Source organism: Methylocystis sp. SB2, from assembly GCF_049817085.1.
Taxonomy (GTDB): domain Bacteria; phylum Pseudomonadota; class Alphaproteobacteria; order Rhizobiales; family Beijerinckiaceae; genus Methylocystis; species Methylocystis rosea.
Genome location: NZ_CP187401.1, coordinates 616538 through 640219, shown reverse-complemented (window position 1 = coordinate 640219; position 23682 = coordinate 616538). Strand labels below are relative to the sequence as shown.

Below are 23682 nucleotides of genomic sequence, written 5' to 3'. Positions count from 1 at the left end.
GCGAGTTTTGATAGCCCTATGAATAAAAATCACCGTCGACGCATTTGCCGCGTGCGGAGAGAGCCTAGTGAGGAAATGCCGTGACTGAGCTGCACAATTTTGATCTCAACCTGCTCGTGGCGTTCGATCTCCTCATGGAGGAGAAGAACGTCTCGCGCGCCGCCGAACGCCTGTTCGTTACGCAGTCGGCGATGAGCCATACCTTGCAGCGGCTCAGACAACAGTTGGACGATCCACTACTGGTCAAGACCCCGGGAGGCATGAAGCCGACAGAGCGCGCGCTGTCGCTGGTCGACCCGGTGAAGGCCCTGCTACGCGACATCAAGCGCCTGATCCGTGCGCCGGAAGAATTCGTTCCTGCACAAAGCAGGCGGCGGTTTGTGATCGCCGCAACTGACTACATGGACCTGCTGGTGCTTCCTCCGCTCATCGAGCGCATTGCGTTGGGCGCGCCGGGCATCGACATCCATGTCAAGAGAACCGAGTCGCCATTTCCAGAAGCGGACCTTGAGCACAATGATCTCGATGTCGTGCTGGGCTTCGATGCGATACTAAAGCCGCCGGGCTATTTGAGCAGAACGAAGCTTTTTGACGACCGGATGGCCTGCGTCGTCGGCATGCAGCATATGATCGGCAAAAGCGGTCGGCTAACGCTTGAGGAATATGTCTTGCGCAAGCACATGCTGATCTCTCGTACCGGCACACGTGTTGGACTAATCGACGAGTGGCTCGCCGAGCGAGGGCTGGCGCGCCGCATCGCGTTGATCGTGCCTCACTTCCTCTCGGCCCCCTTCATTGTGGCGAAGACCGATATGATCTTGTCCCTGCCGGAGCGGATCGCCATTGACTTTATCGGCCTTGCCCCGCTGAAAATTGTGTCCATCCCGATCGAATTGCCGGCCTATGACCTCGTCATGGTCTGGCACCCGCTCCATGATCTCGACCCAGCCCATCGTTGGTTGCGTGATCAAATCGTCGAAGTTTCCCGGAACCTACGTGTTTAGCTATCTGACTTTGACGGCGCCTTTGCCTTTTGCCGGTCCTGTTTCGACGCAGGCCAAAGCCTCATCTGCCCGCGAGGCCGGGGGCCATCGCTTTGACCTCGATGAGGAAATACGGCGGCTTCGACAATGACTCTCCGCCGTTTAGAACAGCGGATTTGTGCAAGCGATTGACGACGGCATAGAGCTTGCCCCCCGGCCCAAAACTCAGCGAGTCGACCCAGGACAACTCTTCGTCTTGTGCGAGCCGCTGATAACTGCGATCCCCCTTGATCACCCCGATCGCATTTTCGGCAAGATCGCCGAGGTAGATGTTATTGTCCCTGTCGATGCTGATGCCGTCGCAGATGGGCTTGGCGCTATAGCGCTCAACCCGCGCGCCAAGCTCCGCTTCACCGAGAGCTTCATTGGCCAAATCAGCGGCCTTTATGCGGTAAAGGCTCGTTCCGTGCATAGGACCAAAATACACCCATTCGTTCTGCAGATCTTCAGTGATCGGGTTGACGCCGATATGGGGTCGCACGAGATGGCCGGCGGAGTCTTTCGCCTGAATGGGGTGCCCATCGATGACGAGATCGATTTTCTCGGGCACAACGCTGGAGTGGCCTTCCAACACGCGACGCGCGGCGCCCGTTTGCAAATCCACCACGATGAACGCTGCATTTGCTCCACCCGCGGGATCGGCGATGAAGATCTTGTTGTGCTTGCCGTCGACGGTAAAATCGTTGACGAACGCATCTTTGGGAGCGATAGGCGGCGGCAAATAGATAACGCGGTGCAACTTATCGGCCTTCGTATCCCAGCCGACAAGTTTTGGCGTGACTCCGCTGCGCATGCCATTATCGAGCATCCAGACAACGCCGTTGGCGTCGCTCCGAATGCCCAGAACAGAATCCAACTTTAGTTCCGAATGGCTCAGCCGGTCATTGAATTCTTTGTTCGGAAAGGGCGCGAGCGAGCCGTCGTCGCGATGCTCAACGACCGAGTAATTCGGCTCGTAGAACTGATGTTGGCTCATGATAATTCTGCCGCTCCCAGTGACCGTGACGTTGCCGGGCGCTTGCGCGAGCCTTGCGATGATTTCGTAATTGGGCTGCTGCGCGGCTTCCGCTCGGCTCACAAAAACGGTCAGCATTGACAGGAGGATTAGGCTCGTTCGCATGAGATCTCCGGGACGGCTTTGGACGCCGACGGATTCTATCCTGTCGAACGCTCCCCGGCGCATGATGCTTGCTCATGGCGTCATTAGTGGCTTCGATAGAAAGCATACGGAAAGCGTGCGCCCTTGATCTTCGGTTCCGTGTCCACAGGTGACCGGCGCGCCGGTCGACTTGGCTCTGACGTTGGCTCTAATCTTCCACTTGAACGGTCTGCTGAGCCGATTTGCCGCGCCTAGAGTCATCGCCGCTTTGCATTTTAGCCGCGATCAGAACGCGGCGCTGAAAGAACAGATCGCGCAGCGAAGTAGAGAGAAATAGATGGCGAATATTCTTGCAACCGTCGCAGCGCCGACAGGCATTCTCTCAGCGATCGACAAGCGTGCGGCTCAACGAAACCAAACCCACGCGCAGCTACTGTCGCGCGCCGGTCTCGTTCAAGCGGATTGGGATGCGCTCGCAACGGCGCTCGGCGGCGCGAACGCGGCCAACCTTCGGCGCCTCTTGAACGCCAGCCACGCTGCGATTTGCGTCATGGAGCAGCCGACGGCAATCCCCGAATTCAGCGCAGCGTCACACAACGGTCCCATCGTCTCGCACTTTGGCGACCTCAGCTGATGACGGACGACGCGCCGCCCTATCGCCCTCCGCGTTGGGCGCCATGCGAGCGCGTCGTCCCGATCTACGGGCTCACGCCACTGCCGAGCTATTCGGAAATCTGGCAGGAACACGTCGATCGCAACTGGCGGCGGCGAAATTTGCCTACCGAGGACAAAGAGCGCGAAGCGATGCGCAGGAAGAGATCGCGTCGTCGAGTTTGGTAAACATTGAGCGCTAGCAGCGCGGTTGAAGGAAGGAAACGAGTGATGGAAAATCGTGGTTACGTTCGATTTGTTGGCGGCGAGACAAAAGCCTTCGCCAGCACGTCGAAGCCGAAAGGAATTCTCGCGAGCATCTTGCGCGTGCTTGAAACTCGCGGCGTCAACCGGCGTCAGATCGAAGACGCGGGCATCGACATTGAAGTATTGGAGCAAGCGTTCGCGAAGATCGACGATCGCGCATTTCAGCTGCTGCTCAACGTTGATCACTTTCACCCGATCCAGATCGTGGCGATCGAAGCGATGGAGCGGCATGCTCAGGGCATCCCGATCGACTCGCGCGACCCCGGCACGATGTTTGGTCGGTTCTGATCACTGCGGCGAATGACAACGCGCGCGATCTGGATGTGTTGGGCCTGCTCAGCGCCGGCTCGTCGCTCTTGCGAGCGCCGCTGTTCGTCCCGGCTGAGGCGGTTTGAACTGTGAGTGGCTGTCTTATCCGCTCAGTAGCATGCGCGCCTTTTCGACGCTTGCTCCGTTCGGATGAGGGCCTAAGCGTCGTCCCCCACAAAGTCGGCGCCGTCTGCATCTCAACGGACGGCGCCGCCGGACCTTATAAGTCGCTGCTGCTGGCTTCGCCTGAGTCTCGGTTCTGCGCATACCCGAGAGGATCACATGATTGCGGGCAGGTGAACGGCTCGCACATCGTTTCATTCGGCTGGCAGGAGGTCATCGAAGGATCGCAGCTTTGAGGGCATGGCCCACAAAGCGTAGGACTAATTCTTGGCTTCCATGCCTCATCGTAAATTTTCTCACGCGTATCCCTTAGCGCCCTGCTCTCAATGATTTCGGCCAGTGATGACTCGAAAATATTTCCCACGGGCCACTGCCTGGCCATAACGCATGGGTAGACGGCTCCGTTGGGCGCCACGCAAAGCTTGGAGTCCCAGCAGTGCCCGCACAGAGCTGCCATGTGGGCTTTCCCGCCCACAATGTCTTCCCCTCGGCCGAACTCGCGAACCTGGGACGCACGCACAGATTTGACGCCGAGATCCTTCAAAAACGTCCGGGTATGCTCAACGGCCGCCTCGCTTTGCTCAAATTTTATGATCGCTGCGCGCGACTCGACGCCCTTGTCCGTGAGACGTTTTAGGTTCTTGACAGTGCGAGTGTGGCTGGACCGAACTCGCGTAACAGAATCATGGATTTGAGAATCATCAGAGTAAACGGAAGTCGCGAACTTGATGTCATTCTCCGCGGCAAAGTTTAGGACTTCCTCGGGAAGTCGCGTGAGATTTGTAAAAACCTCGATATATTCGAAGCCGATCGACTTGGCCTTCTTCAGCAAGCGATAGAAATCGGGACTGAGCTGCGCTTCTCCCCCTATGAACTGCAAGACCCTGCAACCAAGCGAAAATGCTTGGAGCATAACTGACTCATAATCGTCGGCCGACATTAAATCATCAGCGCCGCTCTCAGGGGTCGATTCTGTGTAACAGTGGACGCATTTGAGATTGCACCTATTGGTGAGTTCCAACGACACAAACTTGACTGTCGGCGGTGCGAATTGCGGGGCTTTGTCGGCACTCGCGCATTCGTCTGGGATCGTCGTCGCGGGCAGGTGCATAGCATACTCCTGAGTGGTATAATTTAGAAAGGTTACTTTAAGACCTTCGCTTGCTATCTGGTCCTGTATATTTTCCAGCCACTACGAGTATCATTGAGAAAATAAATCACAAATGCCGATCGCTCACGTTTATCTTTTGGCTTATAAGTCTCTCTGACGAACGCTACAGCGTTTCCGTCAGGTGATTCGTAGACATGCAGCACTTCTGTTGTCATGTCTTTAGTTGACAGGTACCCATCGCTTGAAGCGAAACCTATTTCTGAGAGTTGGGTCGAGAGAAATAGATCGGCATCTTGCTTGCGTACAGCTTCGTCGCGTTTGCCAAATAGGGCGCTAATATCGGCGTTCATGAGGCACTCCCCTAAAGTCCGAGCCTTTCGAACATCGGACGCTGCGAATGATCATTCAGCTAAATCCGAATGGCAACGGCGAATGCGTCCAGAAGGTTCCCTAGAGGATGAAGTTTGGAGGATATCCGTTGACGCCGCCGGTCTCGTCAGTGGGCCTTGTTGCGAAATGGAGCCGCCGACGTATTTAGAGCAAAGAGATCGGGAGGCCCAATCGACATATCGGCAATATGCAGTGATAGAGAGGAAGCCATGGTCGAGTGCCCGAGTCGTACTGAGGCGTCATTCTTGTCCCTAGTCGCCGGCGTTGGCCTGCTCACGCTCGGAACATGGATCGGCCCCACGTGGGAAGGGATCGTATTTGACGCCCTTGGAATGGCTTCTCTGGTCGTTGTTCTAGCCATGAGGCGCGCATTCGCTCAGGAGGACGTTATGCTGAGAAGGATTTTGGCCTCTTCTATCTTCGCCGCGAGCGTTTCGCTCGCCGGCGCTGCTTTCGCTCAGGCGCCGTCTGCTGCCCCGGACTGCGCCGCGCGGGCGACCGAAAAGAAACTGCACGGCGCGGCGCTGAACAGCTTCCTGAAAAAATGCGAGAGGGACGCCGCTGCTTCTACCTGCGACGCCGCTGCTGTTGAAAAGAAACTGCATGGCGCCGCGAAGACGAGCTTCACGAAGAAGTGCGTCAAGGACGCGACAGCGAAGCCGAGCGCTCAGTAACGCTGGCGCCCCAACGCCGGAGCCACCTTCGCCTATCCGCCACGCCAGAGCGCATAGGCGAAGGTGGCCAGAAAAACAACGAAGAGCGCGACGCTCGGCCAGTCATAACGCTCGCGAAGCGGCAGCTTGCGCCACTCGCGTTCCTCGTCACAATCCCGGTTGTGCTGCCCTCGCCCGCACGCCGTTATATTGTGATGCGAGGATTTGCAGACGACCTGCTGAAATGATCTCGGTCAAGTCTATGAGGCCGCATTGAAAAGGTATGGAGAAAGGGTTTCGGATATGGCAACGAATAATGTCCGAGCAAATGTTTTGAAAACGGAATCGACCAAGAAGCAGACAGAGTTAATTGTCGCAAATGTTGTTGCTTTTGTTGTTTTTCCAGCAATAATTGGCCTGACTGGCGCGTTTACATCTGAGATATATAATTATGACAACGGTCTAATATTTGTATTATGGTTTATAATCATTTTGTTTTTTGGGCTATTCTGGTGGAGATGCTACCCAGCACCTCAATCTCTATTGAAACTTATTTATGAAAATGAAGAATACGAATCGATGATAGCAAGATCGCACCAAGATATTGATTCAGTGACAGACTCTATACGACTATTGGCAGCGCAAGCTGAATTGGCTCTCAGTTATCCGTCTATTGTTGTAGGTATAACTGATAATGAAATATCGACTATCGAAGATATAACAGATGGAATTTCAGATTTATGTGTACGAAATCAAGGGAGCCATGACGGGTCAGACTTATCAGCCCAGCCAAAATGAACGGGCTACCCTGCGCAAAAAACGTCTTAATGCTAGCTTCGAGTTTGCAGGAAAGCTGTTTATGCCGATCGGGCTTATGACGACCGCTGGAACAACGTTGGCCGCAACGCGTGAATCGGACAAGTTGCTGGATCGAATCGCTGCCTTCGAGCAGGAGCTTAATCGGAATCCACGCGGTTTGGAGGCCGATTTTGCGAGACACGGTTTGGTTTTGCCCGCCGAGCCGGCATTTGAATTCGCAATTAGAGAGGATGGATACGGGGTTGTCGAAACGAACACCAATGCATGGATCAATTTGGACGACAATCAGCACGCATGAACGATCTCGTCCCCACAGTTTCCTCGATCCTCAAATCTGGTCGGTTGATATTCCTTGCAGCGTTGATCCAATTTTTGAGGTTCATGGGCATGATCCTGCGGCGTTCGAGACGCAGCGCGTGATCTCGGCATAGACCGCGACGACGCCCGCCGTACAATGAAGGTGACGAGCCTATCGGACGAGGCGAAGTAGGCGGCGCGCGAAACCGGGCTGGACGATAAGCGCTCGGTGCTTCTTGCAGCAACAAAATCAAACGACGACGTTGCGTTCCTTCGCCTAACGACGGCGCAGCTCGCCTATGTCAAGCAAGCCGTTTGGCGAAATGTGCAGCGTTATCGCCGAGCCGCTTGAATTGATCGCAGTAGAATTGAATATCGTCAGACGTGTATTGGTAAATAGCTCTGCCGTCAGGAAAATTCCTACTCAAGACGTTGTTGGGGCCTAGGTAAAATCCATAATCACCGAGATTGAAAACTCGACCATGAGCGATTTCATGGCGTCTCGGACTGTATCTTATAACTTTATCCATGAATGCCATAAAGCCAGAGCAATCTTTGTTGCGGACATTCGCATCTATGGCCTTTGTCACGAGCTTGTGGCGCGCCTCGAAGCTGGCGGTATTGAAGTATTTGTTGGCGCGGTATCCATCAGGCTCTTCTATCAGTCCGATATAGCCAACGGATATTTCACCCTCGATTGTCTCCCACAGCGTAAGGGCGACGCCAACAGCACAAAAAATAGCATCCGGCGTTGAATCGCCACGCGGCTGCCTTGGCCGTTGCTGCCATGGTTCGGCGCTTATGATTGGCTCTCCCTTCGAGAAGTCGGGTTAACTCTACCATGAGTGGTATGCGGGCATCGAAACATTCGATTTGAGTTGCGGCGCGCGATCACCCTGCATCACGTCATCGCTCCAAATCTCAAACCGGAAATGGTGCCTATGGTAGGATAGGGTAATCGCTTGTGTTTCAGAGAGCGCCCAATAAGTCGCCCGTGCCCGGGGTCTGTCGAGCCAAGCTGGCGATGACGGACCCGAGCGACGCGACGATGGTCGGCTGGCGGGCCGCGCTCTTGAAGATCGCGGAGCGCAGCGGCAGAGCCGAGCGTCCCGACATCGCACGCCGTGCTTATCTGGTGCTTATTCGCTGTCGTGGCCTGCGTTGAAACATCATCGGAACAGCGATTAACTATTTGATTTTATTGGTTGGCGCACAAGGGCTCGAACCTTGGACCCGCGGATTAAGAGTCAGCGGTTCCTAGGCTTCCGGCCCACCCACGACAAAGTCCGAAAGGACTGGACTTCGTGACGTAAAAGAGCATTGCTAAGTGTTACGGCGCCTCCGGATCTTCGGAATATCACCGAGGCCGCTCCTCCACCCCGCGGGCGTCCCGCCGACTGCGGGGTTTGCTCAGTGGCAGCGCGAGCTGTCGTGATCAAACGGAGGATAAAAATGCATCATCTAACCGACGGCCAACGTCTCGTGCTTTCGTATGCCGCGCAGCGTGATAACGGCGCCGCGAATCTCACGGAAAAATTGAAAGGCGGCGCTGCGATCAAGGTTGGCGAAGCTTTGATCGCGCGCAAGCTGATGCGCGAGGTGAGGGCAAAGCCGGGCATGCCGGTATGGCGTCGCGATGCGCAAGGGCGGCTGTTCAGCCTCGTGATCTCGAACGTCGGACGCAAAGCCATCGGCGTTGCTGGCCAGCCCGTCGAGAGCGCTAGCGGCGTTCGAGAACAGGTTAGAGCGTCCTCGAGCGCAGGTCGTCGGAGCGAAAGGAACGCCCGAGGAACGACTCCGACTCCTCCAAATTTCAAACAACCTCATGCTCCGATCGTGTCTACGGCTCGCGGCGTGCGTGCCGGTACGAAGAAGGCTCTCTTGCTCGAGATGCTAAACAGATCGGCGGGGGCTTCGATCGATGCGCTGACGGGCGCGACCGGTTGGCTCCCGCATACGACCCGTGCGGCGCTGACCGGATTGCGTCACGGGGGCTATTCCGTCGAGCGGTTCAGAAGAGACGATGGCGTTTCAGCCTATCGCTTGCTCGGCGGTGCGGCATCACCGGAAGGCGTCAATCCAACATCAGATCGGCATGACGCCGTTATCGCTCGGGCGTGATGGTTATGTCCGACAACTCCAATGTGCGGGTCGTGGACGCCGGGGATGAGCCGGCTCAGATCGCGTCCGAGCCCGAGCGTCTGCAACAGGAGATCGCGCATTTGCGCGATCTCGATATCGACGGTCTCCGATTGCGGTGGCGTAATCTATTCGGCCGTATGGCTCCGAACCATCTGCCAAAGTTCTTGCTGCTGCGAATAATCGCCTATCGGATGCAGGTGAATGCCTATGGAGATCTCGGCAAGGATGCTTGCCGGGCGCTCGATCATCTGACGCGCAAGGGAGCGGGGGAGGGCGGCGCTGAATCGGCCCCGCGACCATGCCAAGCGGATCCTCGGAGCCTGCGCGTAGGAACTGTGTTCATGCGTGAATGGGCAGGGGTCATGCATTTCGTCACGGTCGCCGACGATGGTTTTGTCTGGAACGGCGCGACCTATCCAAGTTTGTCGAAAGTCGCCTGCGCAATTACTGGGACTCGCTGGAACGGCCCGCGCTTTTTTGGCATGCGGGCTAAGCGCGCCGTGTTGCCCTCAACGCCGGACGCCTATGATCGAGCCTCGGCGGAGAGCGGGCCATGAAACGCGCGCGGCGGGAGCGGAGCCCGACGCAGGCTGGCAAGATCCGCCGCTGCGCGATCTACACGCGCGTGTCGACCGATCATGGGCTAGAGCAAGACTTCAACTCGCTCGACGCTCAACGGGAAGCCTGCGAAGCCTTTATCAGGAGCCAGGTCAGCGAAGGATGGGCGCTGGTTCGGTCGCACTATGACGATGGCGGTTTCTCCGGCGGCAGCCTTGATCGTCCAGCCCTGCAGCGGCTGCTTGAGGCCGTTCGGCAGAATAAGCTCGACATCATTGTCGTCTATAAGGTGGATCGCCTCACCCGCTCGCTCGCCGACTTCGCCAAACTCGTCGAACTGTTCGACACGCAGGACGTCTCGTTCGTCTCAGTGACCCAGTCCTTCAATACGACGAGCAGCATGGGGCGGCTGACCCTGAACGTGCTGCTTTCCTTCGCCCAATTCGAGCGCGAGGTCACTGGAGAGCGCATCCGCGACAAGATCGCGGCCTCGAAGAGGAAGGGGATCTGGATGGGCGGCGTCGCGCCGCTTGGCTATCGGGTCGAAGATCGCAAACTCGTCGTCGACGCCACTGAGGCCGCGATCGTGCGTTCGATCTTCGAACGTTACCTCGCGCTCGGCTCGATGCTGTCGCTGCTCGCCGAGCTGCGCGAGCGTGGCGTGCGGACAAGACGCAGGACGCTGTCGAGCGGACGGGAGATTGGCGGCATCTTCTTCACCAAGGGGCCGCTGGCCCATTTGTTGAAGAACCGTATGTATCTTGGCGAGCTCAATCATCGCGGACAGAGTTATCCCGCCGACCACGCGCCGATCATTGATCGGGAGACCTTCGAGGCGGTGCAAGCGCGGCTAACGCAGAACCTCGCCGCGTGTCGCCAGACTCGTGCGCCATCTCGCGCTCTGTTGATTGGCAAGATTTTTGATGACCGCGGCAATCTGATGACGCCGAGTTACGCGGTAAAGTCGGGCGTCCGCTATCGCTATTATGTCTCGCGGGCGATAACCGAGGGGCGTAAGACCGAAGCCGGCTCAATCGCGCGGGTCGCCGCCGTCGAAATTGAGCGAGTAGTCTGGGACGGGCTCGAGGTGGCGATCACATCCAAGTCCGCGACCTTGCGCGCGGATCTCGGCCAGAGCGGCGTGGCGATTCCTTCTAGCGGCGGCGATCTCAACGATGAAGACTGTCGGAAGCTCATCGCGTCGCAGGTTGCGCGCGTCACAATCCGGATTGATGCGGTCGAAATCGACCTGACCGATGGGGGCGAGCAAGCGATCGGACGAGGATCGCTCATGGTCCCCTGGCGTCGGCGTCCGAGCCGCCCCCGTCGCGAGATCATTGTTGTGCAAGATTCGAACAATGTCGACCGACGGCCAATTCGATCCGAGACGAGGGCGACGTTGCTTCGGGCCATCGCGAACGGCCGTGCTTGGCTGGAGGACATCGTCACCGGCCGCGTCGCCGACACCGAAACGATCGCCATGCGAGAGGGCCGCAGCAGACGCTCGATCGCGATGATGATTTCGCTGGCATTTCTCGCTCCCGACATCGTCGAGGCGGCGCTTAACGGTCGCCTGCCACGCGGCATCGGCGTCAGGCGCTTGGTCGAGCTGCCGCCGGAATGGAGCATGCAGCGACAGGTGCTTGGGCTATCTGGGCCTCGGTGATGGCGTCTGGTTTCTTTGTTGATGCGGGCCGTCTTAGAAAAGCGGGTCAGTCTTTTCGCCGGACAGCGTAACCGTAGCTGTCTCGCCTTTCTTTGAAGCGGCGCATGCCCCTGTCGCTTTCTGCGCTTCCTTCCGTTCGACCGTCAGGGAATTTCGGCTTCAGAGCGCCGATCGCGCTTACGCATTCGCCGCCCAACGACCGACTTGCGAACCGAGTCTCCGCGAAAAGCGAACCGGTCTCTGGCAGTCGGCGCGCGGAGCGCCAGGAAACGAAATCCCTCAGGCGGAGACAAAGCGTCGACTGACGCCATATCGGACCCGGTTCGGATCTCCAAGCCACCGGAGACGCGGCGCTCGCGGTGGAAGGCCTTTGATTTTGCGGCAGGTCCCGCAAGTGCAGAAATCACTATAAAAACAAGTAAGTGCGTGGTGGGCCGGGCAGGACTCGAACCTGCAACCAGACCGTTATGAGCGGCCGGCTCTAACCATTGAGCTACCGGCCCCGAGACGGGGAGGCCCGTCCTATACCGCAAGCAGGGCGCGCGCAATATCGCGGGATTGCATCATTCGCTCACATCGTGCGCTGGCCTTCGCCTGGCGCGCGGGCCGGGTGCATGCGTCAGCTTGCCTTGCCACGGCCCGCGCCGCGCCTGTAAGGCTTCTTGTATGGACGAACATGACGCGCGCACGGCGATCGTTGACGCCGCGCGGGAGATGGAGCGGCTGGGTCTCAATCACGGCTCCGCCGGCAATCTGTCCCTGCGCGTCGGCGACGCCGCGCTCGTCACGCCGAGCGGCGTTCCAAGCCGCGAACTCTCGCCCGAATTGATCGCGCGCATGCCGTTTGCGGGCGATGGCGCTTTCGACGGTCCGTTGCCGCCGTCGAGCGAATGGCGTTTCCATCTCGACATCTATCGCGCCCGGCCGGACGTCAACGCCATCGCGCATATGCATTCGCCCTATGCGACGACGATCGCGACCTTGCGGCGCGATATTCCGGCCGTGCATTACATGATCGCGGCCTTCGGCGGTCCGAGCGTGCGCTGCGTCGACTACGCGCCCTACGGCACGGCTGAACTGTCGCGGCTCGTCGTGGCGGGGCTCGCGGATCGCGATGGCGTGCTCCTCGCCAATCATGGCGCCATCGTCACCGGCGTGACGATGCGCAGAGCATTGTGGCGCGCCGTCGAACTCGAAGCGCTCGCGCAAGTCTTCTACCTCGGCGCGCTCGCCGGCAAACCCGTCGTGCTTTCAGATGATGAGATCATGCGCACGGTCGAACGCTTCAAGACTTACGGAACGCGCGAGAGTTCGAAATAATCACGGCATGTCCGTCCCGACGAACCGAGGTTCGCGCGCGCACAAATGACGCCTAACCGGCGAGGTCCGGGAACAATCCCTTCAGTCCTTCTTCCGTCGCGTTGCAGACGCCGCGCTCGGTGATCAGGCCCGTGACGAAGCGGGACGGCGTCACGTCGAAGCTGAAATTACGCGCCGGAGACCCATCGGGCGTGAGCTGAATCTCGAACGTCGCGCCGTCGGCGCCTCGGCCGCTGATATGGGTGACTTCGCGCGCGGCGCGCTCTTCGATCGGAATGTCGCGGACGCCGTCGGCGATGCGCCAGTCGACGGTCGAAGACGGCAGGGCGACATAGAACGGCACCCCATTGTCATGCGCCGCGAGCGCCTTGAGATAGGTGCCGATCTTGTTGCACACGTCGCCGGCGCGCGTCGTGCGGTCGCTGCCGACGATGACAAGATCGACAAGACCATGCTGCATCAGATGGCCGCCGGCGTTATCGGCGACGACGGTGTGCGGGATCGCTTCGCCCAGCAGTTCGAAAGCCGTGAGGCTCGCCCCCTGGTTGCGCGGACGCGTCTCGTCGACCCACACATGTATCGGCGCGCCTTGTCGCGCGGCCGTGTAGATCGGCGCCAAAGCGGTGCCCCAATCGACGGTGGCAAGCCAGCCGGCGTTGCAATGGGTGAGGACGTTGATAGGACCGTCGCCGCGGCGCGCTTTATGAATGAGTTCGGCGCCGGCGCTGCCGATGGCTTGGCAGGCCGCGATATCTTCTTCCGCGATCTTGGCGGCTTCGGCATAGGCAAGGTCGGCGCGGACCGAGACCGGCGCCGCGAGGAGCAGCGCGCGCAGCCGATCAAGCGCCCAGCGCAGATTGACGGCTGTCGGCCGTGTGGCGAGGAGGGCGGCATAGGCGCTGGCGACCGCGGCGTCGCTCGGATCGCGCCAGGCGGCGAGCGCCATGCCGTAAGCGCCGGTCACGCCGATCAGCGGCGCGCCGCGCACCGTCATCGTGCTGATCGCTGCAGCGGCGTCTTCGCAGTTCGCGAGCGTTTTCGTCTCGAAGCGATGCGGGAGCACGGTTTGATCGATGACGTGAACGCGCCGCCCGTCCGAATCGAGCCAGATCGTTCTGTAGTCGCGACTGTTAATTCTCATGTTGTCGTTCTTGCCTGCTCAAAAGTCGCGCTTGGATGATGTCGCCATTCGCGCCATGTTAGAGCGCGCCGCGGCGCTGTGCTAGAAAGCTTTGAAACGCGGCTGCTCCACTGGACACATGGCGCAAGAATTTTCGGCGCAAGAATCGGCGCAAGAATTTTCGGTTCGATACGCCGAATCGCTCGACTCCGTCGGGGCTGAGGCGTGGGACGCGTGCGCCAATCCGCCCGGCCTGCCGGATGCGGTCGGCGAGCGATATAATCCTTTCGTTTCGCATGCGTTCCTGCGCGCGCTTGAAGTGTCGAAGTCGGTGGGCGAGCGCGCCGGCTGGGCGCCGGCGCATGCGCTCGTCGAAGATTCGCGGGGGCGTCTTGTCGCCTGCGCGCCGGCCTATATCAAAACGCATAGCCTCGGCGAATATGTGTTCGATCAAAGCTGGGCGCAGGCCTATGAGCTTGCCGGCGGACGCTATTATCCGAAGATTCAGGTGGCCTCGCCTTTCACGCCGGTAACGGGACGCCGCCTGCTGATCGCCCGTGATGCGCCCGAAGGCGCGCGCGAGGCGCTGATCGTCGCCTTGCAGGGATTGCGCAAGGCGAGCGGCGCCTCCTCCATTCACGTCACGTTCTGCACGGAACAGGAATGCGTTGCGCTGAGCGGCGCCGGCTTCATTTACCGCGCCGGAGAACAATTCCACTTCGTCAATGACGGCTATGTGGACTTCGAGGATTTTCTGGCGCGGCTCACGGCGCGCAAGCGCAAGGCGATCAAGCGCGAGCGACGCGAAGCGCTCGGCGACGGCGTCACGATCGATCTGCTCACGGGAACCGACATTCGTCCGGCGCATTGGGATTCGTTTTTCGAGTTCTACATGGACACAGGCGCGCGCAAATGGGGCCGCCCCTATCTGACTCGCGCGTTCTTTGACGAGATTGGCGCGCGCATGGCGGATCGCATCCTGCTGGTGATGGCGCGCCGCGGCGCGCGGCATATCGCCGGGGCGATCAATTTTTTGGGCGACGACGCCATCTACGGGCGCAACTGGGGGGCGCTGGAAGCGCTGCCGTTTCTCCACTTCGAGGTCTGCTACTATCAGGCGATCGAATTCGCAATCCGCCGCGGCTACAAGCGCGTCGAGGCCGGCGCGCAGGGCGAGCATAAAATCTCCCGCGGCTATGGGCCGGTGATCACCCATTCGGCCCATTACCTGGCCGACCCACGCCTCGCCGAGGCGGTCGCGGACTATTTGACGCGCGAGCGCGCAGCGGTGGCGGAATGGGCCGCCGAACATGCGGCCGAGCTTCCCTACAAGAGCGAAAACGGCGACTGATTTTTCTTTGTTGTGGCCAGGGTGATCGGGTGAAGGGCTTCCTCATCCTGAGGAGCGTGCGCAGCACGCGTCTCGAAGGGCGGGGAAGCCCGTTTCCGCGAATTTTTCCTCACCCTCGTCCTTCGAGACGTCGCCTTCGATCTCGGGCCTGCCCGAGATCGACATTAAATTCCCAAGTCGGGTAAACCCGACTTGGGCGGCTCCTCAGGATGAGGGTGAGGAAAACAATCCTTCACCCGATTTCCCTTCGCTGTGGCCTCGCCGCACTTGCCTCATGGCCCGAAACTTGTAAGTCCTGCAGCGTTTGGCGCGAACCGCTACGGAGGCACATGACCTATTGTTGCGGCATTCTCGTGCGCGATGGACTGGTGATGATCGCCGATACGCGCACCAACGCCGGGCTCGACAACATTTCGACGTTCCGCAAGTTGCATCTCTTCGAGCGGCCCGGCGAGCGCGTGCTGATGCTTGCCGCCTCGGGCAACCTCTCGGTGACCCAGGGCGTCGTGAACCTGATCGGCGACGGGATCGAGCATCCCGAGAGCGGCGTCGTCGAAAACGTCATGAACACGCCCAACATGCTGCATGCCGCCCAGCTCGTTGGGCGTGCGGTGCGCCTCTCACGCGTCCAGACGGGCAACGCTGAGGGGGAGCCCGCAGCGCAGGGCGTCAGTTTCGACGTCTCGCTGCTGCTCGGCGGTCAGATCGCCGGGGGGCCGCTCCGGCTTTTCATGATCTATACCGCCGGCAACAGCATCGAATGCACGCCGGACACCAATTATCTGCAAATCGGCGAGCACAAATATGGCAAGCCCATACTCGACCGCGCCGTCACCTATGACACCGACATTTATGACGCGCTGAAGATCGGGCTCATTTCGATGGATTCGACCATGCGCTCGAATCTTTCGGTCGGCACGCCGATCGACATCGCCTTGCTGCGTCGCGACGCGCTGCAGATGGAGGTGGCGACCAGGATCGGTTCGAACGATCCGTATTTTCGCGATTTGCGCGAGAGCTGGTCGAAGGCGCTGCGCGAGGCGCATATGGCGATCCCCAAGCCGCCGTACAGCGGCCGCAACGCGTGACGATTGTTGCGCCGGCTGACGCCGCCGCGATTGCTCGCGCCGTGGCGATCCTGCGCGAGGGCGGACTGGTCGCCTTCCCGACCGAGACCGTCTATGGCCTCGGCGCCGATGCGACGCAGGCCTGGGCGGTCGCCAGGATCTACGACGCCAAAGACCGCCCCTCGTTCAATCCGCTGATCGCCCATGTCGCCGATCTCGACGCCGCGCGCCGCGAGGCGGCGCTGCCTGAGCCGGCGCTGCGGCTCGCCGCGGCCTTCTGGCCGGGGCCGCTGACGATCGTCGCGCCCATAGCGCCGGGCGGCTTCGTCTGCGAACTCGCCCGGGCCGGCCTGCCAAGCGTCGCGGTTCGGGCGCCCGCGCATCCTGTCGCGCAAGCGTTGATCGCGGCGCTCGGACGGCCAATTGCGGCGCCGTCGGCTAACCGGTCGGGGCATGTGAGCCCGGTGACGGCGGCCCATGTCGCGGAAGATCTTACGGGCAAAGTCGACATGATCCTGGACGGCGGCCGCACCGCCGCCGGGCTGGAATCGACGATCGTATCCTTCTGTGAGGGCTCCCCGGTATTGCTGCGGCCCGGCGCGATCGCGCGGGAGGCGATCGAGAAGATCCTCGGCGCAAAGCTTGCGGCTCCGGCACAGGCGGAGATCCTCGCGCCGGGCATGACGCCGTCCCATTACGCGCCCGCCGCGCGCCTGCGTCTGGAGGCGCACGAACTCAAGGAAGGCGAAGCGGCGCTCGATTTTGGCGGCCGGCTCGCCGCGCGCGCCGAATCCGGGACCGTGGTGCTCGATCTTTCGCCGTCAGGCGATCTCGTCGAGGCGGCAGCCAATCTCTTCGCCCATTTGCGGGAATTCGACGCGCGCGAAATCGCCGATGTCGCCGTGGCGCATATACCCGAGCGGGGGCTGGGCGAGGCGATCAATGATCGGCTGCGGCGCGCCAGCGCGCCGAGACTGGATTAGGCGGCGAGCGCCGTGGGCGTGGCCGCGTTCAAATAGAAGTCCTGCGTGACCGGCTCCGGCCGGCCTTTCAGATAGGGGCACTCGTAGCCGCGCGCAGCGAAATCGCCCATGCCGACGGCGCACATTTCCACCGCGAGCCGTGTCAGGCGGTTGAGCACGGGTTCCCGCACCCAGGAAAAGGGCGGGGCGTCAGGCGCGACGGCGCGCATCGCCGCCTTGCGGCTCACATTGTTCTCATAGCTCATGCGCGCCTGCCAGCCGGCCTGCGGCTCCTGCCAATCGTTGACGACGATGACCGGTCCGCGCAGCACGCGGGCCTCGTGTTCCGTGCGTTCGATCAGCGCCATCTCGCCGCGCCGGACCCCCGCCAGGGTGAAGAGAGTTGGACGCGCAATCGGCGCGCTGGCGATAAACTCGACGGCCGCCTCGAAATTTGCGCAATGTTCGAAAGCATAGCGCAGCACATGGTCCGGCGGCCAACCGCCTTCGCTTGCCAAGGCGTCGCGCAGATTGAGGACGGCGTCATAGGCGAAGCCGAGAGACCCCTGCGTGCGCCGCTTCATCGGCGCCTGATTGATCGAGGCGCAAAAGCGGCCGGGCGCCATGGCGCTCAGCACGCCCACGGCTCCCGGCCAGGTGGCGTTGTAAAATTCGCCCGCCCCGCCGGACTGCAACGCGATTTCGACGCCCCTGCCGAGGCCCTGGAAGGGCCAGTCGAGCGTGCGGCGCAGGCGCGGCAGGCCGCGCTCGTCCTCGTAAGCCTGCGTGGTGCAGGCGAAGAGATAGGACATGTTCAGCGTCATCGCGCCGGGAAAGCCGAGAATGGCGACGATGCGCTCGAGCTCCGCCCGGTAGGCGGAGGTGGAGCGCTTCAGCCAATTCGCGGCGATACGGTCAATTGGCGGAAGGCACAGGCGGCCGACCGGCGCCGCCGCGCCAAGACAGGCCTTGCGAAGCGCGGCCGCCGCGTCGATCCGCGCCGTCGCATGGGCGACCGGGCCGCCGTTGCGCACGTCGAGGAAATGAATCGCGTCCATGGCCATCCTGCTGTCAGAAAAATGTCATCCAGCCGATATGGATTTCACATCCCTCTGTCACAATACAGTAAAAATTTAGGGTCCAGCCTCTCGGTGTAAAGTCGTCGCGCGCCCGCCGCCTAAGAATCGGGTACAAATCCCAAAGGAAAACGCGCTTGCTCTTCGAGAAAAGAATGTCGGACGCCGTCGCCGTCGCTTTTGACGCACTGAAATTTCACGCTTCCGCTTTGGAGCTGACGCGAACGCTCGATCTCTTTAACGAGGACCCCGCGCGCTTCAAAAACTTCAGCGTCAAGCTCGACGATCTTCTCTTCGACTTCTCCAAGCACCGAGTGACGCGCGAGACGATCGCGCTGCTGACCTCGCTGGCGAAGACGCGCGATCTCGATGCGCGGCGCGAAGCATTGTTCTCTGGCGAAGTCATCAACAACACCGAAAGGCGCGCCGCCATGCATATGGCGCTACGCGATCTCTCGGCGCGGCCGCTCCTCGTCGGCGGCGAAAACATGCGGCCGCTAATCGAAGCCGAACGCGAAAAGGTTTTCGCCTTCGCGCGCGCGGTGCGCTCCGGCGACATTCGCGGCGCGAACGGCGCGCCGTTCAGCGACGTCGTCAATATCGGCATTGGCGGTTCGGACCTTGGCCCGGCGATGGCGTCGCGCGCGCTCTCGCCCTATCGCGGCGAGGGTCCGCACATGCATTTCGTCGCCAATGTCGACGGCGCCGATCTCGCCGATACGCTGCACAACCTCGATCTGGCGCGCACGCTGTTCATCATCTCGTCGAAGACGTTTACGACGCAGGAGACGATGGCGAATGCGAGAAGCGCGCGCGCCCGAGTCGTCGCCGCGCTCGGCGAGGCTGCGGTGAAGTCGCATTTCGCCGCCGTCTCGACGCGGCTCGACAAGGTTGCCGAATTCGGAATCGATTCCGCGCGCGTCTTCGGCTTCTGGGATTGGGTTGGCGGGCGTTATTCGCTGTGGTCGTCGATCGGCCTTGCGCTCGCGATCGGCGTGGGACCGGAACACTTCCTGCAGTTTTTGCAGGGGGGACACGACATCGACACGCATTTTCTCGAAGCGCCGCTTGAACAAAACATTCCCGTGCTGATGGGACTTCTCGGCGTCTGGCACAGAAACGTGATGGAATGCGCCGCGCATGCGGTCATCCCCTATGATCAGCGACTCGCGCGGTTTCCCGCCTATCTGCAACAGCTCGACATGGAGTCGAACGGCAAGTCGGTGACGCGCGAAGGCGCGCCTGTCGATTATGAAACTGGGCCGGTGATTTTCGGCGAGCCCGGCACGAATGGCCAGCACGCATTCTTTCAGCTGCTGCATCAGGGAACGGACGTCGTCCCGATCGACTTCCTGGTTGCGGCCGAGCCGACAGCGGCCGACGAACATCATCACGAACTGCTGTTCGCCAACTGCCTGGCGCAGGCAGAAGCCTTTATGCGCGGCAGGACGCTTCAAGAGGCGAAGGCGCAGTTGCGCGGGCAGGGGCTGAGCGAGGAGGAGGTCGAACGCCTTGCGCCGCATAAGACATTTCCGGGCGATCGCCCGTCAAGCGTTCTGCTTTACCGACATCTTGATCCACGCACGCTCGGACGACTCGTCGCGCTTTACGAACACAAGGTCTTCGTTCAGTCGGTGATCTGGGACATCAATCCCTTCGACCAATGGGGCGTCGAGCTTGGCAAGGAGCTCGCCAACCGTTTGGCGCCAATCATCGAGAATAAGGACGAATCTACGCAAGGGCTGGACGGATCGACGGCGGGTCTGATTGCGTGGAGAAGGTCGCATTGAGTCGAGTATGATGTGCGCGCCTTTTCGCGCGCCTTTGCTCTGGATTCCCGATCAGGCCTTCGGCCTGTCGGGAATGACATCGCGCTGCTGAACATACGGGGTTGTCATTCCCGACGCGCGCGAAGCGTGCGATCGGGAATCCAGGGCAAAACCTCACACCGCCTCGGCGACGAGTATGCTTGTCAGCGCCGGCAACGCATTGCGCAAGAGCCGAAATTTGCCAAACCCCGCGTCGCCCAGTAGCGCCTCGATTTCTTCGACGCGGCGCGGCGCGCCGCGGCCCATGGCCAGCGTGTAGAAGCCGTAATAGGCGTCGAGCGGCTCGGCGCCTTTGATCCCGGACATGCCTTCGATGATCAGCAGCGTCGCGCCGGGCGCGAGCGCCTTGCGCACATTGCGCAAGAGCCTCAGCGCCGACGCGTCGTCATGGTCATGCACGATGCGGATGAGCGTCGCGACGTCGGCGCCCTCTGGAAGAGCGTCATTGAGGAAGTCGCCGCCATGGATGTCGGCGCGCGATAGCAGGCCGGCTTGTTCGAGACGATCTCTTGCGCGCGCCGCCACGGCGGGAAGATCGAAGAGCGCAAGCTGCAAATGCGGCGCGCGAGCCGCGGCGGCTGCGAGAAACACGCCTTCGCCGCCGCCGATGTCCAGTAGGCGCCGATGACGCGAAATGTCGTAAGCGTCGAGCGCCTCTTGCGCGACCATCGGCTGCGTCGCCGCCATGAACGCGCTGTAAGGGCCGATTTGTTGCGCCGACAACGCCTCGGGCGCATCCCCGTCCGAATAGGGCCAATAATCGGCGAGCCGCCCGCGCTTTTCCTGGCGCAGCAGCGCCACGGGATCGGCGAGATCTGCGTAAAGCAGCGGCTGGTGTTCGACGATGGCGAGCGCCGCGCGATTTCCGGCGAAGGCGGCGCCGAGCAATCCGAGGCCGTATGCGCCGCCGCGTCGCTCGGCAAGGCCCAGCGAAGCGGCCGCCTCGAGCAGGCGCCGGGCTGCGGGCTCGGACAGCGCGAGTTTCGTCGCCAGCGCGCCGAGGCTGAGCGGACCGTCGCGCAATATGTCGAAGAGCTTCAGTTGGGCGCAGGCGACGAGAACTTGGGAGTAGACGAAGCCGGCGGCGAGGTCGAGGCCGGCGCGCGCGCCGCGCCGCGCCAAGGGCCGCGTAATGGGATTTTTCAACGCCCAGCGCTGGAATCTCGGATTGGCGACAAGCTCGTCGCGCACGCTGCGCAATCGCTCGAGCCATGGGTCGAGTAATGCCAAGACAGTCTCTCAAGATTCAGGTGTCGCTGAGGATATAGGGCTTCGGCTTAGCATGTCGCCAGAACGTCGTCTCGGGGCAGACGCCGCCGTTGCGGCGCAAAGGTCCTTCCTGTAGAAAAGCTCTGCGCCTGCGCCCGTAGCTCAGCTGGATAGAGCGCTGCCCTCCGAAGGCAGAGGTCAGGGGTTCGAATCCCTTCGGGCGCGCCATTTATAAGAACTGATCTTCTAAGCGTTAGAACCAAGCGCTTCCCCGCGCCAAGTAAGCCTCCAGCTGTCGAATCTGCTCGCGGCATTCGAAGCCGAAGAGCCGCCGCATCCCGACTAACTTTCGAGGCTCTACTGCGGGAAGTGCTCGACATGCGTTTCAGCGGTGCGGCCAAAGTAGAGTACGCGGCGGCCCGAGAAGGAGACGATGTAGCCCGCGCATCCCGAGGCCTTCACGTTCTTGCAGAAGGCGGCGTAGGAATAGCCAGGCGGATTGGTCTGCGCCCATTTGACCTGAGCCGAAACGCCCGCTCCGTCGAACTGCGCGGCAATCGCTCCGTCCGACGGGCGGTTTTCCAGCACGACGCTATCCCCATCCGGCAGGAAATAGGTGGTGGCGTTGCGGCGGTAGTCGACGAAATAGCTCTCGAATCCAGCTTTTATCAGCGTTCCGACGATATCGGGAAACGCCATCGTCTTATCGTAGGCTGCGTTCAGGCAGGTTTGAGCAATGGAGATCCGCTGCGCTTGCATCGCGCCGTCCTTCTCATCCGTGTGTAGCGTCGTTCTGCCGATCAATGTCAGTCGATCGGCGCCTTCGTCAGTTTGCGTTCGGATACGATTTTCATGAGTAGCGCTCTCAAGGCGCGCTGTTCGTCGGGCGCTAGCATCTTGAAGAAAGTGGCGTCGTTCGCATCCGCGATCTCCGCCAAGGCTGGGACCATCGCTCGGCCCGCGTGCGTGAGAGCCAGCACCTGAGCCCGCCGATCAGTTGGATTTGCCTCATGCTCCACAAGGCCCTTCTCGCCAAGGCGCTCTGCGAGCTTGGAGATTGCTCCCCTGGTCATGCCCATGCGTTCCGCGAGCATTGACGGCGCAATGCGGTTGGCGTCGTAGAGCACTCTCAGAAATACCCATTCCGCTACGGTGACCCCTTCCTTTTCCACCTGCCGTGCGAAATTTTGCGATACGGCGTTGGAAACCGCCCTTAGCCAGTAGCCGAGGTGGTGGTGGAGATCCGATGGTGGCTTGTCGTTTGGCACAGGCGCTCCGTTGACTAGGAAACTGCCCGAATTTGGTTGCCTAGTCAACAAGAGTTCAAAGGGCGTTTTGCGGTCCGCGTTCTGTCACGGCGTTACGCCTCAATAGGCATGCGGACGGTGAAAACAGAGGTCGCGCATCACGCTGGCGCGCCACTCAGATCGTGAAAGGCGGCGCGTCGGCGCGAAAGGTTCTCGATAGAATGCGCCAAGCCATCCTGTCGCCGGTCAGAGCGAAGTCGCCGTCATCGCAGCAGTCCGCGGCAAGTTCAGCAACTTTCCGCCACTCCTCGGGGGTCGGCGAAAGCCAGATCTCCTCTGCGGTCCGATCATGGGTGGAGAGCGACAGAATCGCGTGCACGACGACCAGATGGGCGCGGGGATGTTCAGCCCACCACGCTGATGATGCAAATCGGAGAATCACTTTTTCGCTCATCGCCCTTGGTCCTTCGCCTTGTGGTCACTGCCGCGAAGCCGGGGGTGTTTTCGAAATGGGCGCTGCTGCCGATGAAAGCAATTTTAATTTGGACTTATTTCGTCTCGAAGTTGAAGCCCAGTGTATTCTTGACTCCCGAAAGGGGCCGAAATGTTTTTCGCTCGAAGGCCGGCCGAGGTCTCATATTCGCTAAGTTCTTCCCGCGTTCCAGCTTGTATTTTCGCCGATATGCGCTAGATATTGATTATCGAGTTTTCGGCCGAATGATCTTGCTTCCGCTCCCTTGGCGCGTCGGCTTCTGACTTCCTCTCCAGAACTTCGATCCCCAAGCGCCACGCAATCTTGCATGGCGCAGACAGCTGTTCTCGAAAGGACACGTCAATGCAGACCGGTATCGTAAAATGGTTCAACGCCCAAAAAGGCTTTGGCTTCATCCAGCCGGAATCCGGCGGCCCGGACGTATTCGTCCACATCAGCGCGGTTGAGCGCGCGGGACTTATGGGTCTCGCGGAAGGCCAGAAGCTCAGCTACGAAATCGCCATCGATCGTCGTAGCGGAAAATCATCGGCTGATCAGCTGCAGGTCGCAGCCTAATCATCTTCCCGGCCCCTGGTGGTCCGACCGCAATGCGGCGATCGCCAGGGGCCGGGAAAGTTCCTTTCACGAGGAACCAAGACACTATTTAACGTCCGCGCCAGATAGCGCAGCAGAGGACGTTGAGCGCGAGGCCCATTCAAACGAGGGGCGGACATGGCTAAAGGCCAACGGCGCAGTAATCGCGAAGCGAAAAAGCCCAAGAAAGACAAAACCCGCGACGGGGGTGCGGCGGCGGTCGTTAAGGATTCGTCCTGGCTGACCGTTGAAAAGCTCCAGGCGCGCGAAGCCGACGCGAAGCGACGCCGGTAAGTCAAGCGCATGG

Annotated in this window: 26 protein-coding genes and 2 tRNA genes; 18 read left to right on the top strand and 10 right to left on the bottom strand. The window is 60.6% G+C overall.

Annotated elements, in window-relative coordinates; translation table 11 throughout:
* The first annotated feature begins 80 nt into the window (after window positions 1-80).
* A complete protein-coding gene (locus ACPS74_RS03275; protein WP_029651886.1) occupies window positions 81-1004 on the top strand; it encodes a LysR family transcriptional regulator in 924 nt (307 codons plus the stop codon).
* A gap of 61 nt (window positions 1005-1065) precedes the next feature.
* Here the strand turns inward: ACPS74_RS03275 and ACPS74_RS03270 are convergent, their stop codons facing one another.
* Window positions 1066-2163 (bottom strand): L-dopachrome tautomerase-related protein, encoded by a 1098-nt coding sequence (locus ACPS74_RS03270; RefSeq protein ID WP_029651887.1) that lies wholly within the window; start codon window positions 2161-2163, stop codon window positions 1066-1068.
* 316 nt (window positions 2164-2479) lie between these two features.
* Between ACPS74_RS03270 and ACPS74_RS03265 the strand changes: the two genes are divergently transcribed.
* Both ACPS74_RS03265 and ACPS74_RS03260 read left to right on the top strand, forming a co-directional pair.
* Window positions 2480-2776 (top strand): hypothetical protein, encoded by a 297-nt coding sequence (locus ACPS74_RS03265; protein WP_029651888.1) that lies wholly within the window; start codon window positions 2480-2482, stop codon window positions 2774-2776.
* Window positions 2777-3024: 248 nt separating this feature from the next.
* The gene (locus tag ACPS74_RS03260) at window positions 3025-3348 is read left to right on the top strand and encodes a hypothetical protein (RefSeq protein ID WP_029651890.1); all 324 of its coding nucleotides are present in this window, start codon (window positions 3025-3027) and stop codon (window positions 3346-3348) included.
* A 241-nt stretch (window positions 3349-3589) separates the two neighbouring features.
* On the opposite strand, the gene ACPS74_RS03255 is transcribed toward ACPS74_RS03260, so the two are convergent.
* On the bottom strand, window positions 3590-4603 hold the full coding sequence (locus ACPS74_RS03255) for a radical SAM protein (RefSeq protein ID WP_083481418.1): 1014 nt from the start codon (window positions 4601-4603) through the stop codon (window positions 3590-3592).
* Window positions 4604-4656: 53 nt separating this feature from the next.
* On the bottom strand, window positions 4657-4953 hold the full coding sequence (locus ACPS74_RS03250; RefSeq protein ID WP_157055300.1) for a hypothetical protein: 297 nt from the start codon (window positions 4951-4953) through the stop codon (window positions 4657-4659).
* A 159-nt stretch (window positions 4954-5112) separates the two neighbouring features.
* Here ACPS74_RS03250 and ACPS74_RS03245 point away from each other — a divergent pair, with 159 nt between their 5' ends.
* The 8 genes from ACPS74_RS03245 (at window position 5113) to ACPS74_RS03210 (ending at window position 11128) form a co-directional block, all read left to right on the top strand.
* Window positions 5113-5667: a hypothetical protein gene (locus ACPS74_RS03245; RefSeq protein WP_370646288.1), complete on the top strand. Its 555-nt coding sequence runs from the start codon at window positions 5113-5115 to the stop codon at window positions 5665-5667.
* Between the two features lie 282 nt (window positions 5668-5949).
* Entirely contained in the window at window positions 5950-6444 is a 495-nt protein-coding gene (locus ACPS74_RS03240; RefSeq protein ID WP_157055301.1) for a hypothetical protein, read from the top strand.
* Entirely contained in the window at window positions 6410-6763 is a 354-nt protein-coding gene (locus ACPS74_RS03235; RefSeq protein WP_157055302.1) for a hypothetical protein, read from the top strand. The genes ACPS74_RS03240 and ACPS74_RS03235 overlap by 35 nt, the downstream gene beginning before the upstream one ends.
* Window positions 6764-7244: 481 nt before the next feature.
* Window positions 7245-7517 carry a hypothetical protein gene (locus ACPS74_RS03230; protein ID WP_157055303.1) on the top strand — a complete coding sequence of 91 codons (273 nt, stop codon included), beginning with the start codon at window positions 7245-7247 and terminating at the stop codon, window positions 7515-7517.
* Between the two features lie 269 nt (window positions 7518-7786).
* The gene (locus ACPS74_RS03225) at window positions 7787-7927 is read left to right on the top strand and encodes a hypothetical protein (RefSeq protein ID WP_157055304.1); all 141 of its coding nucleotides are present in this window, start codon (window positions 7787-7789) and stop codon (window positions 7925-7927) included.
* A gap of 725 nt (window positions 7928-8652) precedes the next feature.
* Window positions 8653-8883 (top strand): DUF3489 domain-containing protein, encoded by a 231-nt coding sequence (locus ACPS74_RS03220; protein WP_239755487.1) that lies wholly within the window; start codon window positions 8653-8655, stop codon window positions 8881-8883.
* 5 nt (window positions 8884-8888) lie between these two features.
* Window positions 8889-9461, top strand: coding sequence for a DUF2924 domain-containing protein (locus ACPS74_RS03215; RefSeq protein ID WP_083481419.1), 573 nt, complete (start codon window positions 8889-8891; stop codon window positions 9459-9461).
* Complete coding sequence (locus ACPS74_RS03210; RefSeq protein ID WP_029651896.1) at window positions 9458-11128, top strand: recombinase family protein; 1671 nt, start codon at window positions 9458-9460, stop codon at window positions 11126-11128. Before ACPS74_RS03215 ends, ACPS74_RS03210 begins: the two co-directional genes overlap by 4 nt.
* Window positions 11129-11555: 427 nt before the next feature.
* Here ACPS74_RS03210 and ACPS74_RS03205 read toward each other — a convergent pair.
* Window positions 11556-11631 (bottom strand) — tRNA-Ile (locus ACPS74_RS03205).
* Window positions 11632-11794: 163 nt separating this feature from the next.
* Between ACPS74_RS03205 and ACPS74_RS03200 the strand changes: the two genes are divergently transcribed.
* Complete coding sequence (locus ACPS74_RS03200) at window positions 11795-12448, top strand: class II aldolase/adducin family protein (RefSeq protein WP_029651897.1); 654 nt, start codon at window positions 11795-11797, stop codon at window positions 12446-12448.
* A 52-nt stretch (window positions 12449-12500) separates the two neighbouring features.
* On the opposite strand, the gene mtnA is transcribed toward ACPS74_RS03200, so the two are convergent.
* Window positions 12501-13589, bottom strand: a complete 1089-nt coding sequence (gene mtnA, locus ACPS74_RS03195; protein ID WP_029651898.1) for an S-methyl-5-thioribose-1-phosphate isomerase — start codon at window positions 13587-13589, stop codon at window positions 12501-12503.
* Window positions 13590-13707: 118 nt separating this feature from the next.
* Here mtnA and ACPS74_RS03190 point away from each other — a divergent pair, with 118 nt between their 5' ends.
* The 3 genes from ACPS74_RS03190 (at window position 13708) to ACPS74_RS03180 (ending at window position 16969) form a co-directional block, all read left to right on the top strand.
* Window positions 13708-14919 (top strand): GNAT family N-acetyltransferase, encoded by a 1212-nt coding sequence (locus tag ACPS74_RS03190; RefSeq protein ID WP_029651899.1) that lies wholly within the window; start codon window positions 13708-13710, stop codon window positions 14917-14919.
* Between the two features lie 329 nt (window positions 14920-15248).
* On the top strand, window positions 15249-16007 hold the full coding sequence (locus ACPS74_RS03185) for a peptidase (RefSeq protein ID WP_029652052.1): 759 nt from the start codon (window positions 15249-15251) through the stop codon (window positions 16005-16007).
* Window positions 16004-16969 (top strand): L-threonylcarbamoyladenylate synthase, encoded by a 966-nt coding sequence (locus ACPS74_RS03180; protein WP_029652053.1) that lies wholly within the window; start codon window positions 16004-16006, stop codon window positions 16967-16969. The genes ACPS74_RS03185 and ACPS74_RS03180 overlap by 4 nt, the downstream gene beginning before the upstream one ends.
* Here ACPS74_RS03180 and ACPS74_RS03175 read toward each other — a convergent pair.
* Complete coding sequence (locus tag ACPS74_RS03175; RefSeq protein WP_029652054.1) at window positions 16966-18006, bottom strand: hypothetical protein; 1041 nt, start codon at window positions 18004-18006, stop codon at window positions 16966-16968. The genes ACPS74_RS03180 and ACPS74_RS03175 overlap by 4 nt on opposite strands.
* A gap of 173 nt (window positions 18007-18179) precedes the next feature.
* On the opposite strand from ACPS74_RS03175, the gene pgi reads away from it, so the two are divergent.
* Window positions 18180-19814 (top strand): glucose-6-phosphate isomerase, encoded by a 1635-nt coding sequence (pgi, locus tag ACPS74_RS03170; RefSeq protein ID WP_029652055.1) that lies wholly within the window; start codon window positions 18180-18182, stop codon window positions 19812-19814.
* Window positions 19815-19967: 153 nt separating this feature from the next.
* On the opposite strand, the gene ACPS74_RS03165 is transcribed toward pgi, so the two are convergent.
* Entirely contained in the window at window positions 19968-21083 is a 1116-nt protein-coding gene (locus tag ACPS74_RS03165; RefSeq protein WP_029652056.1) for a methyltransferase, read from the bottom strand.
* A gap of 130 nt (window positions 21084-21213) precedes the next feature.
* Between ACPS74_RS03165 and ACPS74_RS03160 the strand changes: the two genes are divergently transcribed.
* A tRNA-Arg gene (locus ACPS74_RS03160) sits at window positions 21214-21290 on the top strand.
* Between the two features lie 129 nt (window positions 21291-21419).
* On the opposite strand, the gene ACPS74_RS03155 is transcribed toward ACPS74_RS03160, so the two are convergent.
* From ACPS74_RS03155 to ACPS74_RS03145, 3 genes are all read right to left on the bottom strand, one after another.
* Window positions 21420-21866, bottom strand: a complete 447-nt coding sequence (locus tag ACPS74_RS03155; RefSeq protein WP_083481428.1) for a DUF1398 domain-containing protein — start codon at window positions 21864-21866, stop codon at window positions 21420-21422.
* A gap of 2 nt (window positions 21867-21868) precedes the next feature.
* Window positions 21869-22330, bottom strand: coding sequence for a MarR family winged helix-turn-helix transcriptional regulator (locus ACPS74_RS03150; protein WP_029652058.1), 462 nt, complete (start codon window positions 22328-22330; stop codon window positions 21869-21871).
* A 154-nt stretch (window positions 22331-22484) separates the two neighbouring features.
* The gene (locus ACPS74_RS03145) at window positions 22485-22763 is read right to left on the bottom strand and encodes a hypothetical protein (protein ID WP_036242409.1); all 279 of its coding nucleotides are present in this window, start codon (window positions 22761-22763) and stop codon (window positions 22485-22487) included.
* Between the two features lie 381 nt (window positions 22764-23144).
* On the opposite strand from ACPS74_RS03145, the gene ACPS74_RS03140 reads away from it, so the two are divergent.
* The gene (locus tag ACPS74_RS03140; RefSeq protein ID WP_018408066.1) at window positions 23145-23357 is read left to right on the top strand and encodes a cold-shock protein; all 213 of its coding nucleotides are present in this window, start codon (window positions 23145-23147) and stop codon (window positions 23355-23357) included.
* The last annotated feature ends 325 nt before the right edge of the window (window positions 23358-23682 follow it).

Excerpts from the sequence above, each read along its gene's own strand:
- ACPS74_RS03270 (WP_029651887.1), bottom strand. The coding sequence starts at position 2,163 with ATGCGAACGAGCCTAATCCTCCTGTCAATGCTGACCGTTTTTGTGAGC.
- ACPS74_RS03265 (WP_029651888.1), top strand. The coding sequence starts at position 2,480 with ATGGCGAATATTCTTGCAACCGTCGCAGCGCCGACAGGCATTCTCTCA.
- ACPS74_RS03260 (WP_029651890.1), top strand. The coding sequence starts at position 3,025 with ATGGAAAATCGTGGTTACGTTCGATTTGTTGGCGGCGAGACAAAAGCC.
- ACPS74_RS03255 (WP_083481418.1), bottom strand. The coding sequence starts at position 4,603 with ATGCACCTGCCCGCGACGACGATCCCAGACGAATGCGCGAGTGCCGAC.
- ACPS74_RS03250 (WP_157055300.1), bottom strand. The coding sequence starts at position 4,953 with ATGAACGCCGATATTAGCGCCCTATTTGGCAAACGCGACGAAGCTGTA.
- ACPS74_RS03240 (WP_157055301.1), top strand. The coding sequence starts at position 5,950 with ATGGCAACGAATAATGTCCGAGCAAATGTTTTGAAAACGGAATCGACC.
- ACPS74_RS03235 (WP_157055302.1), top strand. The coding sequence starts at position 6,410 with ATGACGGGTCAGACTTATCAGCCCAGCCAAAATGAACGGGCTACCCTG.
- ACPS74_RS03230 (WP_157055303.1), top strand. The coding sequence starts at position 7,245 with ATGAGCGATTTCATGGCGTCTCGGACTGTATCTTATAACTTTATCCAT.
- ACPS74_RS03225 (WP_157055304.1), top strand. The coding sequence starts at position 7,787 with ATGACGGACCCGAGCGACGCGACGATGGTCGGCTGGCGGGCCGCGCTC.
- ACPS74_RS03220 (WP_239755487.1), top strand. The coding sequence starts at position 8,653 with ATGCTAAACAGATCGGCGGGGGCTTCGATCGATGCGCTGACGGGCGCG.
- ACPS74_RS03215 (WP_083481419.1), top strand. The coding sequence starts at position 8,889 with ATGTCCGACAACTCCAATGTGCGGGTCGTGGACGCCGGGGATGAGCCG.
- ACPS74_RS03210 (WP_029651896.1), top strand. The coding sequence starts at position 9,458 with ATGAAACGCGCGCGGCGGGAGCGGAGCCCGACGCAGGCTGGCAAGATC.
- ACPS74_RS03200 (WP_029651897.1), top strand. The coding sequence starts at position 11,795 with ATGGACGAACATGACGCGCGCACGGCGATCGTTGACGCCGCGCGGGAG.
- mtnA (WP_029651898.1), bottom strand. The coding sequence starts at position 13,589 with ATGAGAATTAACAGTCGCGACTACAGAACGATCTGGCTCGATTCGGAC.
- ACPS74_RS03190 (WP_029651899.1), top strand. The coding sequence starts at position 13,708 with ATGGCGCAAGAATTTTCGGCGCAAGAATCGGCGCAAGAATTTTCGGTT.
- ACPS74_RS03185 (WP_029652052.1), top strand. The coding sequence starts at position 15,249 with ATGACCTATTGTTGCGGCATTCTCGTGCGCGATGGACTGGTGATGATC.
- ACPS74_RS03175 (WP_029652054.1), bottom strand. The coding sequence starts at position 18,006 with ATGGACGCGATTCATTTCCTCGACGTGCGCAACGGCGGCCCGGTCGCC.
- pgi (WP_029652055.1), top strand. The coding sequence starts at position 18,180 with ATGTCGGACGCCGTCGCCGTCGCTTTTGACGCACTGAAATTTCACGCT.
- ACPS74_RS03145 (WP_036242409.1), bottom strand. The coding sequence starts at position 22,763 with ATGAGCGAAAAAGTGATTCTCCGATTTGCATCATCAGCGTGGTGGGCT.
- ACPS74_RS03140 (WP_018408066.1), top strand. The coding sequence starts at position 23,145 with ATGCAGACCGGTATCGTAAAATGGTTCAACGCCCAAAAAGGCTTTGGC.